The organism is Bacillus sp. FJAT-27916 (assembly GCF_001183965.1).
Taxonomy (GTDB): Bacteria; Bacillota; Bacilli; order Bacillales; family Pradoshiaceae; genus Pradoshia.
In genome coordinates, this window is the sequence record NZ_LFZV01000001.1 from 2,983,087 (window position 1) to 2,995,641 (window position 12,555).

A 12,555-nucleotide genomic window follows, 5' to 3' on the forward strand; every position below is an offset into this window, starting at 1 on the left:
TCCTACAATTACTTATAATAATGACCAGCCGGTCATATGTCAATGATTTAGTCAGGAGTGTTAACATGGTGAAGAGACAGCTAATCATGGATACAGCATTGGAACTGTTCGCTGAAAACGGGATTGAATCCACATCCATCAAGCAAATAACAGATCGATGCGGGATATCAAAAGGAGCATTTTATCTTTCCTTTACATCAAAGGATGAATTAATTTTTGCGATGATTGAGCATTTCATTAGTGAGTTTGTGGCAGAGATTGACCGTTCAGTCAGACAATCCATGAATTCAGATAAATTGCTCTATAACTTTTTCTATTCATTTTTCAGTCAATTCCAAGGGAAATCGCAGCATGCCAAGATATTCATGAAGGAAAATCTAACCGCATTGAACCAAGAAATCTTCCTCGTGCTGAATAAGTACGATGAATTCATAAATTCTATTATTTTCTCTATCATCGATCAGCAATTCCCGCAGCTAAATGAAAATATGCGGGCAGATTTAGCCTATACAATCAAAGGCTTCTCTAAATTCTATCCAGAATTATCCATCCTATCCAATTACCCGGTAGACCTGGATTCCTTATGTCAATCACTTGTGGAGAAAACGACCATTCTTGCACGTGAAGCATCCATTCCATTCGTCACAGCAGAGTATTTCAACACACCTTTATTGAGCTGCCTCTCCCCTTCAAAGGAACAGCTTTTCGAGCTGCTTGAGAAAACGAAAGGCGAGATCACAGATGAAATCATCGAGCAATCCATTAGCTTACTTAGCCAAAATCTCGAGGAGATGACTTTGCCAAAAGCCGTTATCCAAGGATTGCTAAAGAACCTTCAAGCAAATTCACACAGCAAATGGGCAGCTTATCAGTACGAGTTATATAGTGAACAGCATGAAAAGGCAGAGTGATCAAAATCACTCTGCCTTTTCATTTAATCTAAAAAAGACAACCGACAAAAAGCATCGATTGTCATACTAGCCATTTATGCTTTCACTTGATAAGCATTCGAAAGCTCACGTGCTGCACTTCGCACCCTATTCATACCTTCTTCAATGATTTCCATTGCCTGGTCAGGCTGTGCGTTATGACCTTCAATGACGACCTCATGAATAATGTCCATTCCAAACAATGAACCGAATACAGTTCTCATATAGTTAACACTCATCTCCATAGGTGCCATTTCTGGAGTAGAGTAAATACCGCCGCGGGCATTGAGAAGAACAATTTTCTTATCTGGCATTAATGGCACGAGATTTCCCTTAGCATCATATTTAAAGGTAAAACCTGAGGCATAAATGTAATCAATAAAGGTTTGCAGCTTTGCCGGAATGGTTAAATTCCAAAGAGGGAAGGCAAACACGATAATATCTGCACTAGCAAAGGCATCCATGGCTTTTTGCTTTGCTTTCAACAGACGGCTTTCTTCCTCAGTTAACTCTTCACCTGATTGGGTCTTGCCAAATGCATCGAATAAAGTCTGCCCGAAATAAGGGGTATCCTCTTCATACACATCATAAGTGGAAACATTCAGTTTCCCTTCTTCTCGCACGGTCTCCATAAAAACTTCATACATCTTGCTGGAGATTCCCTCTGTCGCCGGACGATTATTCGCCTTAACCACTAACACATTTGTCATTTATTCAGTACCTCCAATTACTCCATTTCATTTATATCCTACTTAATTCCTACTCATTCACCCCGGAATTAGCTGAGTTAGAATATCACTGTTTAGAAAAATTCACAAAAAATCTAGCTCAGATTAATAAAAAACAGAACGTTCTTCCCATTTCATCATCTGCACATCTACTCTATATATCCTTAGGACACTCCAAAAGAATGATTTTAATACAGGAAAATCATCACATCTAAATAGTGGGTATTTACAGAGATGAATAAGCGGGTAAGAACAGAAGAAAAAGATAGTAGGTGACCAATATGAGTATGAACAAGGTGGACTTCAAGAAGATAGAGAAAAACTTATACAACCCGCCGGCGCGGCCTGTAATAGCTGAAGTACCAGAAATGTCTTTTTTGATGATTGATGGAAGCGGGGATCCAAATGATGAAAAAGGGGAATACCAAAAGGCTGTCGAGATGCTCTATACCCTTTCATATACAATTAAGATGAGTAAGAAAGGAAGTCATCCGATCGATCATTACTTTGACTACGTTGTTCCGCCTCTTGAAGGACTGTGGTGGACAGAGAATCCTCATGACCTCTCAGATAAGAAGCATTTCCTGTGGACTGCTATGATTCGCCAGCCAAGCTTCGTTAATGAGGAGGCCGTGAAATGGGCGAAGGAGGAAGCCAGCAGGAAAAAACCTTCATTAGACTTTACAAAGGTTTATCTGTCCGTATATAAGGAAGGCAGAACGGTCCAAATGATGCATATAGGATCCTATGATACTGAACAGGAAACCTTCCAACAAATGGAGGAATACATGGTAGAGCATCAGCTGCAAAGACCATTGACGTGTGAAAGAAAGCATCATGAAATCTACCTTTCTGACCCGAGAAGAACAAGAACGGACCGGCTTAAAACGATAATCCGGCTGCCTGTTGAGCCAATGGAAGGAAAAGCCTGAACACCCCTTACGTGTTCAGGCTTTTCTTTTGTGTATCTTCTAAAATCAATTGTTTTAATGGCACCGCTGGGCGTATAAGCTAATAACGACGTAATCAAACGTGTTCTCCTTAAACAAAGAATTATATCGTTGATTGTTTCAATTCAAATAGCTTCCCACTGAAGCATTAGAACCACTGCTGCGGGGAATCGCAAGCCGTGTAATTTTGCTTTGATATCAACTATGATATAATAGATTCACATTTTCCTTTTTTTACTAGGTAAACAAACAGGTTCCAACACTGCATGATCTGCTGTATATAAACAACCGGACCTGCTCTTGTCCATCCATAAATGAGGCAGATTACTTTTCTTGCAGGAGGGGATACCATGTATACTGTTTTCTCAACTTTCCTTGTTCCAGACGAAAAAGCGGATGAGGTTATTCAAATCTACCAAAATCGTTCGAAGCTTGTTGACCAAGCTTCAGGCTTTATTGACTTTCTGCTCCTGCAAAACGATCGCCGATCAGGTGAATTAACTGTCCAGCTTCTTTTCGAGACGAAAGAGGATTATTTAAATTGGGCAAGAAGCAAGGAATTCAAACAAATCCATGATTTAGAGAAGAAGTACCCGGATCAAGAACTAGCTGCTATCATTCCAAAGGTGACAAAATATAAGGTGGTAGCAACTTAATGAATACGACACAATTAATCAATCAAGTGACCATTCGTATATATGAACGCGACCCTTCCTTAAAAGAACGATACGGGGAAAAGGGCATTGCAAAATGTAAAGCGGACAACCAGCATCACTTAGACCATCTCCACACCGCTTCAGAATTGAAGGATTCAACCATTTTCACAGATTACACTAGATGGCTGAATGGAATCCTTCAAAAATTCCATATGGGAACGCAAACTCTCCTGGATAACTATGAAATCCTTGAAGAAGAATTAAACCATGTCCCGGAATCCGATCTTTCGTTAGAGAGAAGAGAGGCCTATCAAGCTCTTCTTTTGGAAGGTATACAGCTATTGGAGGCTGAAAAAGCAAAAGAGGAGGTGTAGGATATGTACAAAGCAACCGAATTCGCCGATATTCTGCTAAAGGGCAACTCTGTTCTCGCGTGGGAATATATAGAGAAGTATAAGGATGAAGAAATCCTCACAATCTATGAGAATATTATCACACCTGCCATGCACCAAATAGGGGCACTCTGGGAAAACAATGAAATCACCGTCGCGGATGAACATATAGCAACCGCTGTATGCGACTTTGTCCTCTCACGGATTTCTTCCATTCATATGTCAAGGCATGGTTCAGCTCCCCGTAAACGGGCCATGTTTTTATGCTTAGAAGGAGAACAGCATTTTCTTGGCTTGAAAATGGCTAATTTTCTGTTCATCGACCACGGCTGGGAGACGAAATATTTCGGGCCTAACCTGCCTTTAGAATATGCCCGGCATACCGCAGCAGAATGGGAGCCTGACGCGATTGGCCTTTCTGTATCCATCGTCACCAATCTTCCAAAGCTGAAATCCTATTGTGACCAGCTTGAAGCCAGCTCCCCTTCTGCCACAATATTTGTCGGAGGCAGATTGGGAGCCAAGTACGACCTGACCAGTCATATTAGCAGAAACACACAAATTGTTGGAGATTTAACAGTCATAAATGATTGGCTGAAAAATTATCAAATGGGAGAAAAAGAAAATGCAGCTTATTGATATCCCGCTTCCCCTCCCTTATATAGTAATTGAATCTAATGGCAGAATTGTCAGCTCGAATTCACGGGCACTCAATCTCTTTGACCTGCGTACCAAGCAAATTGATGACATTATCGACCAGGAGAGCATGAATAAGTTAATCACCAACACATGGCAGCAGGATGAGCAGCAGCCCATTGAGGTCGTATTAAAGACACGAAGTAATCCCCTTTCCCTCTTTGATTTATTCATCTCATGGGATCACGAGGATAAGCTTCACATCCTTTTCGCCTCAAAGGATAAAACGACTCAAGGCTATACCGACCAAATCATGCAGCTGCAAAGCCGCCTGGCCAATACAAACTTTGAGCTATATGAACAAAAGGAGAAATTGGAGAGAACGATTTACCGATTGAACTCACTATCCGGCCCCTTCATCCCCTTAACGGCGACGATGGGATATATCCCCTTATTCGGCGATCTAACGGAGGAGATGATTCATGTGATCTCTGCCAATGTCCTGCATTCCATCTTTGTTGGTGAGTATGACGATGTACTGGTAGATCTCACCTCCATCGCGGATATTAAGGAGAGTGGCATCAGCAAGTTTATGGACCTCCTCAAGACCATTCATCTCATGAATGGGAATAAGGTACAAATTATTGGTGCAAACCCGCGGCTAGCCAAGATCCTTTATAAAGAAAAATTTAGCCTATATGTTACCTTTAAGCCTTCCTTACAATATGTACTGAAGAATTATTATCAATAAAAAAGGTACAAGCCAGCAGCTTGTACCTTTCCCTTTTATTCCTTGGAAGCGAGTCCGACAGACTGGAAGATATAACGATCATCCGATACCGCACGCACGAGAAAATCTGCGACATCTGCGCGGGAAATGCTGCGGCTACCGCTCGGAATACCTTCAGTTGTCTCTTCATATCGCCCTGTATGCGGCTTATCCGTTAAGCCCATTGGTCTAGCAATAGTCCATTTGAAATCATAGGACTTATAAACCTCGACTGCGTGGCGATGGTCTTCAAGGACATTGCCTAGCAGCTTCATTGTCATTTTCCCCATCATGCCTGGTATTTCCTTGTCAATTCCAGCAGAAGCCATGTAAACAATCCTGTCCACTCCATTACGCGCCATCGCCTCTGCTACCGTACCAGCCATTTCACGCAGAATAGTCGTCTTTGCCAATCCACTATTAGATCCTACACAGGAGATTACCGCCTCCTGTCCCTTTATGGCAGAATTAACAGCTTCACTATCTGTTGCGTCCCCTTGCACGACTGTCAGCCGCTCATGAGTCAGCTTGAGCTTTTCTGGTGTGCGCATAAATGCCGTTACGTTATGGCCTGCATCTAATGCTTGTTGAACAGCCAATTGCCCTGTTTTTCCCGACGCCCCAATAATTACGATATTCACGTTCTTCCTTGCCCCCATCTTATCGTTTTCCTTCTCATTCATCATATCACCATTCCATTCGTCAGTCCTCTACAGTGCTTATATAGCCCTATTTATCAACCACCCTACATTTCACCCTTGATATTGCGAAGAAACTGCCGAAGTAAAGATTAGAGAGAAATAGATTGTCATCTCTGGAACATCACCATCTAATAGGGAGCTGAAGGAAATGGCTAGCATTGCGACGGATATTTTCTATCAATTTTTCAAGGATGATGGAAAATTAAGAGACATTTTTGTCACAAGAACCTCTAAGGAGGACTGGAACCAACTGTGGGATTTTATCCTTCAGAATTCCAGCTCAGTCCTTGTCGTGGATGGACAAGAAACTCATAAACTTCCGCAGAGGATCCATGGACTTTTTGCAGAACTATACAATAAGCATATTTATCTTTATATTACCTACGAGGGTGCACGGTTTGCCCTCCATTTCATACACCTGAATAAAATAGAATTTGATGTGTGCCCAAGGGAGATTAAAGATGTTGACGGGCTAATAGCCATCCTGAATTTCATGAAAAGGATTGCCCGCCTCCTTGGCAAAAACATCTCACTCTCAATGGAGAATAGCCATAATCACCCTTTGTTGACCATTACCCCGGCTCATAAATGTATTCCTCATTACCGTAGTATGAATAGCCTTTCCTTAAAGATAATCAACTAGAATAATCTGTATTTTTTCACTTTTCATAATTGCGCAATGTCACGTTTTGTGCTAAAGTTAGCAAGAATTAAATACGACAGTTCGTTAGACCATCCTGTCGCTAAACAAAACTAGGCATATACACATGAACTACAGTGTAAGATGGGCCTTTTTAGGCCCTTTTTTTGCACTCCAGGGGATTTGCATGCTGAAAAACGTTTAGCCTGCAAATCCTTTTTTTGTGTATATTGAGGAGGAAAACAATGTTTATCCTAAAGAGTGAAATCCAGTTTGACACAGCCCATTATTTAAGCGGCTATACCGGAAAATGCGCCAATCTGCATGGCCACCGTTACCGCGTAATCGCCAAGGTGGCAAGTGAAAGCTTACATGCAGAGGGACAGCTTAGGGGCATGGTAGAAGATTTCGGGACAATTAAGCAAGCCTTAAGAGAAATCGAGAAATTATTTGACCATAAGCTATTGATTGAAGATAACGCGGAAGGTCAGGAGGTTGCCCGTCAACTGCAGGAAGGCCCCACTGACTTTGACTTATACATGGTTCCTTATCGCCCGACAGCAGAGGAAATGAGCCGTCATATATATCAGCTCTTGAAAAAAATGAATATACAAGTCTGTGAAGTTGAGGTTTTCGAAACGCCTACTAATAGCTGTACATATTCAGAGGGTTCCATATGTTTAGGGTGATTGAACGATTTATTTCGATTGATGGTGAAGGTCCAACATCCGGCGAGCTTGCGGCCTTTATTCGCTTTGAGGGCTGCAATCTTCGCTGTACCTGGTGTGACACGAAGTATTCATGGGACGGCTCATGTGCCTATGAGGAACAAAGTGCAGAGGAAATTTATCAATACATCAAGGAAAGCGGTGCCCGCAATGTGACATTGACTGGCGGGGAACCCCTTTTGCAGAAGGATATCCTTCTATTATTGGACCTTCTATCAGCCGATACGGAACTAAGAATTCATATTGAAACAAACGGTGCTATGGATATTAGCAAGTATAAGGAACGATATCACGGCGCAAATATTTATTACATTCTTGACTACAAGCTACCTGGCAGCGGGATGCAGATGACAATGAAGGAAGCTAATTTCAAGCATATCGAACAAGAGGATGTTTATAAATTTGTCATCGCCTCTGAAGAGGATCTAAAGGAAACATGGAGAATCGTCAGCGAGCATGAGCTAACAAAGAAATGCCAGGTTTTCCTCAGTCCTGTTGTTGAATCCATTGAGCCAAAAAGGATTGTTGATTTCATGATTGACCATAAATGGCATGATGTCAGGCTGCAAGTCCAGGTTCATAAGGTAATTTGGCCAAAGGATATGCGAGGAGTGTAAGGATTTAATTGATTGGAGTGGATGAAATTGAGTAATAAAGCTATTGTTGTTTTCAGCGGAGGCCAGGATTCAACGACCTGTCTGTTTTGGGCGCTGGAAAAATTCGATGAAGTGATTGCCGTTACATTCGACTATGGACAGCGTCATCATTTAGAGCTGGAATGTGCTTCAGACATCGCCCGCGAGCTTGGGATTGAACATCACATTTTAGATATGTCCCTATTAAACCAGCTTGCTCCAAATGCCCTCACGAGAGAGGATATTGCCATAACCGAAGATGAAAATGGACTGCCGTCTACTTTTGTGGAAGGACGGAACATGCTGTTTCTCACCTTCGCGGGTATCCTGGCAAAAACAAAAGGAGCCAGCCATCTCGTAACAGGTGTCTGTGAAACGGACTTCAGCGGGTATCCGGATTGCCGCGATGTATTCATCAAGTCCCTCAATGTCACGATGAATCTTGCCATGGACTTCCCCTTTGTCGTCCATACACCCCTAATGTGGCTCGACAAATCAGAAACGTGGGAGCTCGCTGATACCTTCGGCAAGCTTGAATATATCCGAACGAAAACATTAACCTGCTACAACGGCATAATCGGTGATGGATGTGGTGAATGCCCGTCCTGTAAGCTGAGACAAAACGGACTAGATATCTATCAAAAAAGGAAAATGGTGAATGCACAATGAATCATGAAGGAAGAGATGCAGCAGAACTAGATGGCGTTACCTTGCTTGGAAATCAAGGGACAAAATATCCATACACGTATGATCCATCCATATTAGAGATCTTCGACAATAAGCATAATGATAATGACTACTGGGTGAAATTCAATTGTCCTGAATTCACAAGCCTATGCCCGATTACAGGCCAGCCTGACTTCGCAACAATTTACATCAGCTACATCCCAGGACCCAAAATGGTTGAAAGTAAATCGTTGAAGCTCTATCTTTTCAGCTTCCGCAATCATGGCGATTTCCATGAGGACTGTATGAATATCATCATGAAGGATCTTATTAAGCTAATGGATCCCAAGTACATTGAAGTCTGGGGCAAATTCACCCCGCGCGGCGGCATTAGCATCGACCCGTATTGCAACTACGGTAAGCCTGGTACAAAATTTGAGGAAATGGCTATGCACCGCCTGATGAATCATGATATGTATCCGGAGAAGATTGATAATCGATAAGATTGGCGGGGCTTTGTCCCCGTTTTTTATTTGTACAGACATGGTACTTAATGAAGTGGAGCAAAGAATGATGGCAGCGTTTTTCTATGTGAATCGCCCATACCGTTTGAATATTGAACGTCTCATAGCCCCCCAACTCCGCTCCAAAAATCAAGCACAAAAAAACCAATCCATCATCGGAATTGGTTTACGGTTGTTTGTACAGCCGCCTTTGCCGTTACATTATAAGAAAGTTTTAAACCACCACTTCAACAAGTGGGTGTTCGCAATTATGTTCCTGCATGTCCCCCATGTCATCTAGACAGAGGCTTGTCATTTCCATAAATTTTTAAAACTCCCTAATACAGCTTAAAGGTTAAAACTTAATTATGCATCACGTACAACGCAGCTTGTATTAGTATAATACACCCTTTATCGCCAATTAGCAACTGCATCAACTTACAAATACTTGGTTATTCAGCCCCATTTTTATCTTGTGTAGGTATAATCAGAGAAACGTTCCAGATTTTATGTTATATTAATACAAAACGTAATATGTTTATTTCTGCACTAAAATAATCTAGTCTTTTATGTGTAAAAATAATCAAAAATTTACATTTTATATTAAGAATGGTAGTATTATTATTATTCTAATTTATTTATTTGGAGTGTTTTAGTTGCTACTAAAAATGATGTCTGCTGAGGAATTGAAAGAATGCATTACTGATTTAAAACGGAAACATTCTGATTGTATCTTTATGCATGGATTTTATCATGAGCGTACTGCTGAAATCAGCAAGAGGCTGCAAGTTTACATCGATTTTTACAATGAGCAATATGGCAAAGGCAGCCAGTAATCCTGCAGCCTTTCTAACCAACACCAATCTATGCTGTATTGGTGTTTTTCATGTTCTCAGAATTAATTTCTTCAAGTGCCAGTTTCAAGGTTGGATAGGCGAATATGAACCCTGCTCGAAGCAGACGGCTTGGCAGCACCCATCGGCTTTTGAGGATTAGCTCAGGCTCTGTTCGAATGACCACCGCCCCGGCCTTTAACATCCAATCAGTGGCTGGCATTCCGAAATCCCTGCCCATGGATTGCCTTAATAAGCGCATGAGTTCCTTATTCTGAACCGGATTCGGGGAACCGCAATTGAATACCCCGTTCAAGTCCTCCCTTGCTTCAATGAAACGGACGATTCGATAGAGATCTTCAATATGAATCCAGCTGAACATCTGCTCGCCAGACCCCTGCTTCCCGCCTAAACCAAATTTCACCAGGTTTTGATAGACAGGAATCACTCCTCCGTCTTTTCCTAACGCAATGGTAATCCTTAAGGCCGCCTGCCTAGTAGACGGCAGGTTGAAGCAGAAGAACACTTCCTCCCAACGTTTCCCGACATTAACGGAAAATCCTTCGCCCTCTTCCCCATGATCCTCTGTCATCGGGCGGTCCTCTGCATGACGGTAGATTGTTGCTGTGCTCGAATTAATCCAAAGCGCAGGCGGTTTTTCACATTTCTCAATTGTTTCGCCAATAATCAGTGTCGTGTCGATCCGCGAATTCAATATTTCCTTTTTATTCCTTTCGTTATAACGGCAGTTTACGGATTTTCCGGCTAGGTTTATGACAAGGGATGCTCCATCGACAGCCTCCAATATCCCCTCACGGTCATTCCAATTTATATGGGGCTCTTGCCTGGATATGATGACAATATCATATCCTTCCTCTCGATATTTTTTCTCGAAATATTGGCCAATGAATCCCGTACCTCCCGCTAACACAACCCTTTTTGACATCGACATCGCCTCACACAATAGATTTTGTTCAACAACTACCCTCTATGTTACCAAATTATTCCTTATATAATCTAAATATTTTTGTACAATGTCAATATCATAATTTTGATAAAGGGTTCTCGTCCCTACAGCATCCTCAATTTCATTAAATAGGAGCTCACCCTTTTCATCAATCAAGAAATCGATACCTACAAAATCAAATTTCATGATGGATAAGATGCTCATGACCAACCTTCGTTCCTTGGAGGATAAGGAGTAGGCGTCAGCCCTCCCGCCTAAGGAATAGTTCGACTTAAAGCTTTCTGTTGACTGTCTTTTCACGCAAGCGACGATCTCCCCGCCCATGCAAAAGGCTCTGATATCAGTACCCGGATTGAGGCACATTTCCTGAATGAGGATTTGTTCAACCCCATACTGGTCCACATATTCAGCCAATTGCTCTTTATTGTCAACCTTATGCACCTCACTTCCGCCATGGCCAGCTAATGTCTTCACTATGAGCGGGTATTCCATTCCGTGGTTTTCCCAGTCTGAAAGCCCATAAAGGGTCTTAACAGACCTAATGCCATGTGCGTTTATGAGCTGATGTGTCTTGGCCTTATCATTACATATATCCGTTACAGCTGATGAATTGAACACTTTGCAGCCCATCCATTCAAGCTGCAGGGCAAGGCGGCTGTTGCGGCTCCGGTTAATGGCAAAATCGGGTACACTCTCCCATTTTTCCTTTCCTTGTTGAATAAATAAACGGCCCCCCTCAGAACCAAGAGCAAGTTGATCTGTCAAAATCAGTTGCAGCTCCAGACCATGCTTCGGCCCCTCCTCAATAAAACGATTCGCAAACCATTGATTCTTCTCATAGTCCTCACGTTCATAAAGAATGATTCCTTTTATCATTTTCCTACCGCCTGGATGATATGGTCAAAGATGGCCTCAGTAACATCGATTCCTGTGCAGTCATAAATATTTTTAATATGGGCATTAGAATTGACCTCACATAAGACTGGCTCACCCTCCTGTCCAAATAATAGATCCACTCCAGAGAATTCTGCCCCAATCTGTTCGCTTGCGGCTATCGCCAGCTCACAAAAATCAGCGGGCGGCTGAAACGGCCTCATCACGCCTCCATTGGTCACATTCGCCCGGAAATCTGTTTCGGAAACTCTCATCATCGCCGCAACCACCTTGCTGCCAACCACATGAATTCTACAATCACGTCCAAAACTGCTTTCAATGAATTCTTGATATAAATGTGGCAAATACAAAAGCTCATTTCTTCTTGCTGCCAATTCTTCTCGATTCCGAACGAGGTATACTTGTTCACCGAATGAACCATAAGCCTCTTTAATAATGATTGGATAACTCAGCTCCTGTTCAACCAAGTCAATAAAGGAAGTATTCTTTTCTTTCGTTCCCTCGTACATCAGCGGAGAAAAAATGGTTTTCGGCATACGTATGCCTTTGCCTGCCAGCCTCTGAAAGGTAGCAATCTTATCATCACAGGCCGCAACCGCATCAGCACGATTGAATAGCCGGAACCCTTGCCTCTCTAGCTGCCTCGCAAGCCGGATATCCTTATCAAGGAATAGAATGAAATCAGGATAGGGAATCCGTTTATCCCATTTAACGACAGCCTGTCCATTCTCTATTACACTCAGTAATTCCTGGTTTGCCACAAGTTCTAGGGCAAGGTTCTTTCTCTTGGCAGTCTGCCGATACCATTCATGAATTTCGTTAAATTTGGCTGAATTCAATGCCCCGTTATAGACCAGCCATCCTGTTTGTTTTCCCATACGTATTACTCCTTATGTACAGCTTTCATTATTGTCCATTATACCAAATG

The 12,555-nt window shown here is 42.2% G+C and carries 17 protein-coding genes and 1 other RNA gene; 12 read left to right on the forward strand and 6 right to left on the reverse strand.

Going from position 1 to position 12,555, the window contains the following annotated elements:
• The first annotated feature begins 65 nt into the window (after window positions 1-65).
• Window positions 66-911 (forward strand): TetR/AcrR family transcriptional regulator, encoded by an 846-nt coding sequence (locus tag AC622_RS14520; RefSeq protein WP_049671713.1) that lies wholly within the window; start codon window positions 66-68, stop codon window positions 909-911.
• A 74-nt stretch (window positions 912-985) separates the two neighbouring features.
• On the opposite strand, the gene AC622_RS14525 is transcribed toward AC622_RS14520, so the two are convergent.
• A complete protein-coding gene (locus tag AC622_RS14525; protein ID WP_049671714.1) occupies window positions 986-1,639 on the reverse strand; it encodes an FMN-dependent NADH-azoreductase in 654 nt (217 codons plus the stop codon).
• A gap of 299 nt (window positions 1,640-1,938) precedes the next feature.
• Here AC622_RS14525 and AC622_RS14530 point away from each other — a divergent pair, with 299 nt between their 5' ends.
• The 5 genes from AC622_RS14530 to AC622_RS14550 all read left to right on the forward strand — a co-directional run bounded on the left by AC622_RS14530 (window position 1,939) and on the right by AC622_RS14550 (window position 5,042).
• Complete coding sequence (locus AC622_RS14530; RefSeq protein WP_049671715.1) at window positions 1,939-2,589, forward strand: GyrI-like domain-containing protein; 651 nt, start codon at window positions 1,939-1,941, stop codon at window positions 2,587-2,589.
• Window positions 2,590-2,957: 368 nt separating this feature from the next.
• Complete coding sequence (locus AC622_RS14535) at window positions 2,958-3,263, forward strand: antibiotic biosynthesis monooxygenase family protein (RefSeq protein WP_049671716.1); 306 nt, start codon at window positions 2,958-2,960, stop codon at window positions 3,261-3,263.
• A complete protein-coding gene (locus tag AC622_RS14540; RefSeq protein WP_049671717.1) occupies window positions 3,263-3,637 on the forward strand; it encodes a hypothetical protein in 375 nt (124 codons plus the stop codon). Before AC622_RS14535 ends, AC622_RS14540 begins: the two co-directional genes overlap by 1 nt.
• A gap of 3 nt (window positions 3,638-3,640) precedes the next feature.
• The gene (locus AC622_RS14545; protein ID WP_049671718.1) at window positions 3,641-4,294 is read left to right on the forward strand and encodes a cobalamin B12-binding domain-containing protein; all 654 of its coding nucleotides are present in this window, start codon (window positions 3,641-3,643) and stop codon (window positions 4,292-4,294) included.
• A complete protein-coding gene (locus AC622_RS14550) occupies window positions 4,281-5,042 on the forward strand; it encodes a hypothetical protein (protein ID WP_049671719.1) in 762 nt (253 codons plus the stop codon). The genes AC622_RS14545 and AC622_RS14550 overlap by 14 nt, the downstream gene beginning before the upstream one ends.
• 35 nt (window positions 5,043-5,077) lie before the next feature.
• Here AC622_RS14550 and AC622_RS14555 read toward each other — a convergent pair whose 3' ends face one another.
• The gene (locus AC622_RS14555; protein WP_231589540.1) at window positions 5,078-5,746 is read right to left on the reverse strand and encodes an NAD(P)-dependent oxidoreductase; all 669 of its coding nucleotides are present in this window, start codon (window positions 5,744-5,746) and stop codon (window positions 5,078-5,080) included.
• A 163-nt stretch (window positions 5,747-5,909) separates the two neighbouring features.
• On the opposite strand from AC622_RS14555, the gene AC622_RS14560 reads away from it, so the two are divergent.
• From AC622_RS14560 to queF, 5 genes are all read left to right on the forward strand, one after another.
• Window positions 5,910-6,404, forward strand: coding sequence for a hypothetical protein (locus tag AC622_RS14560; protein ID WP_049671720.1), 495 nt, complete (start codon window positions 5,910-5,912; stop codon window positions 6,402-6,404).
• Between the two features lie 242 nt (window positions 6,405-6,646).
• The gene (locus tag AC622_RS14565) at window positions 6,647-7,090 is read left to right on the forward strand and encodes a 6-pyruvoyl trahydropterin synthase family protein (protein ID WP_049671721.1); all 444 of its coding nucleotides are present in this window, start codon (window positions 6,647-6,649) and stop codon (window positions 7,088-7,090) included.
• Window positions 7,078-7,746 (forward strand): putative 7-carboxy-7-deazaguanine synthase QueE, encoded by a 669-nt coding sequence (gene queE / locus AC622_RS14570; RefSeq protein WP_049671722.1) that lies wholly within the window; start codon window positions 7,078-7,080, stop codon window positions 7,744-7,746. Before AC622_RS14565 ends, queE begins: the two co-directional genes overlap by 13 nt.
• Window positions 7,747-7,767: 21 nt before the next feature.
• Complete coding sequence (gene queC / locus AC622_RS14575; RefSeq protein ID WP_197089988.1) at window positions 7,768-8,433, forward strand: 7-cyano-7-deazaguanine synthase QueC; 666 nt, start codon at window positions 7,768-7,770, stop codon at window positions 8,431-8,433.
• On the forward strand, window positions 8,430-8,933 hold the full coding sequence (gene queF / locus AC622_RS14580; protein WP_049671723.1) for a preQ(1) synthase: 504 nt from the start codon (window positions 8,430-8,432) through the stop codon (window positions 8,931-8,933). Before queC ends, queF begins: the two co-directional genes overlap by 4 nt.
• 198 nt (window positions 8,934-9,131) lie before the next feature.
• On the opposite strand, the gene ssrS is transcribed toward queF, so the two are convergent.
• A non-coding RNA gene (ssrS, locus tag AC622_RS20750) (6S RNA) lies at window positions 9,132-9,327 on the reverse strand.
• Window positions 9,328-9,589: 262 nt separating this feature from the next.
• Here ssrS and AC622_RS14590 point away from each other — a divergent pair.
• Complete coding sequence (locus AC622_RS14590; RefSeq protein ID WP_049671725.1) at window positions 9,590-9,769, forward strand: hypothetical protein; 180 nt, start codon at window positions 9,590-9,592, stop codon at window positions 9,767-9,769.
• A 28-nt stretch (window positions 9,770-9,797) separates the two neighbouring features.
• Here AC622_RS14590 and AC622_RS14595 read toward each other — a convergent pair whose 3' ends face one another.
• From AC622_RS14595 to AC622_RS14605, 3 genes are read right to left on the reverse strand one after another with little or no spacing between them, the layout of a single operon-like run.
• Window positions 9,798-10,712 carry a TIGR01777 family oxidoreductase gene (locus tag AC622_RS14595; protein ID WP_049671726.1) on the reverse strand — a complete coding sequence of 305 codons (915 nt, stop codon included), beginning with the start codon at window positions 10,710-10,712 and terminating at the stop codon, window positions 9,798-9,800.
• 42 nt (window positions 10,713-10,754) lie between these two features.
• Complete coding sequence (locus tag AC622_RS14600) at window positions 10,755-11,609, reverse strand: ATP-grasp domain-containing protein (protein ID WP_049671727.1); 855 nt, start codon at window positions 11,607-11,609, stop codon at window positions 10,755-10,757.
• Window positions 11,606-12,505: an ATP-grasp domain-containing protein gene (locus AC622_RS14605; RefSeq protein WP_049671728.1), complete on the reverse strand. Its 900-nt coding sequence runs from the start codon at window positions 12,503-12,505 to the stop codon at window positions 11,606-11,608. Before AC622_RS14605 ends, AC622_RS14600 begins: the two co-directional genes overlap by 4 nt.
• Window positions 12,506-12,555 lie beyond the last annotated feature (50 nt).

Excerpts from the sequence above, each read along its gene's own strand:
- AC622_RS14605 (WP_049671728.1), bottom strand. The coding sequence starts at position 12,505 with ATGGGAAAACAAACAGGATGGCTGGTCTATAACGGGGCATTGAATTCA.
- queC (WP_197089988.1), top strand. The coding sequence starts at position 7,768 with ATGAAATTGAGTAATAAAGCTATTGTTGTTTTCAGCGGAGGCCAGGAT.
- AC622_RS14530 (WP_049671715.1), top strand. The coding sequence starts at position 1,939 with ATGAGTATGAACAAGGTGGACTTCAAGAAGATAGAGAAAAACTTATAC.
- AC622_RS14600 (WP_049671727.1), bottom strand. The coding sequence starts at position 11,609 with ATGATAAAAGGAATCATTCTTTATGAACGTGAGGACTATGAGAAGAAT.
- AC622_RS14545 (WP_049671718.1), top strand. The coding sequence starts at position 3,641 with ATGTACAAAGCAACCGAATTCGCCGATATTCTGCTAAAGGGCAACTCT.
- AC622_RS14525 (WP_049671714.1), bottom strand. The coding sequence starts at position 1,639 with ATGACAAATGTGTTAGTGGTTAAGGCGAATAATCGTCCGGCGACAGAG.
- AC622_RS14595 (WP_049671726.1), bottom strand. The coding sequence starts at position 10,712 with ATGTCAAAAAGGGTTGTGTTAGCGGGAGGTACGGGATTCATTGGCCAA.
- AC622_RS14540 (WP_049671717.1), top strand. The coding sequence starts at position 3,263 with ATGAATACGACACAATTAATCAATCAAGTGACCATTCGTATATATGAA.
- AC622_RS14520 (WP_049671713.1), top strand. The coding sequence starts at position 66 with ATGGTGAAGAGACAGCTAATCATGGATACAGCATTGGAACTGTTCGCT.
- AC622_RS14535 (WP_049671716.1), top strand. The coding sequence starts at position 2,958 with ATGTATACTGTTTTCTCAACTTTCCTTGTTCCAGACGAAAAAGCGGAT.
- AC622_RS14550 (WP_049671719.1), top strand. The coding sequence starts at position 4,281 with ATGCAGCTTATTGATATCCCGCTTCCCCTCCCTTATATAGTAATTGAA.
- AC622_RS14555 (WP_231589540.1), bottom strand. The coding sequence starts at position 5,746 with ATGATGAATGAGAAGGAAAACGATAAGATGGGGGCAAGGAAGAACGTG.
- AC622_RS14565 (WP_049671721.1), top strand. The coding sequence starts at position 6,647 with ATGTTTATCCTAAAGAGTGAAATCCAGTTTGACACAGCCCATTATTTA.
- queE (WP_049671722.1), top strand. The coding sequence starts at position 7,078 with ATGTTTAGGGTGATTGAACGATTTATTTCGATTGATGGTGAAGGTCCA.
- AC622_RS14560 (WP_049671720.1), top strand. The coding sequence starts at position 5,910 with ATGGCTAGCATTGCGACGGATATTTTCTATCAATTTTTCAAGGATGAT.
- queF (WP_049671723.1), top strand. The coding sequence starts at position 8,430 with ATGAATCATGAAGGAAGAGATGCAGCAGAACTAGATGGCGTTACCTTG.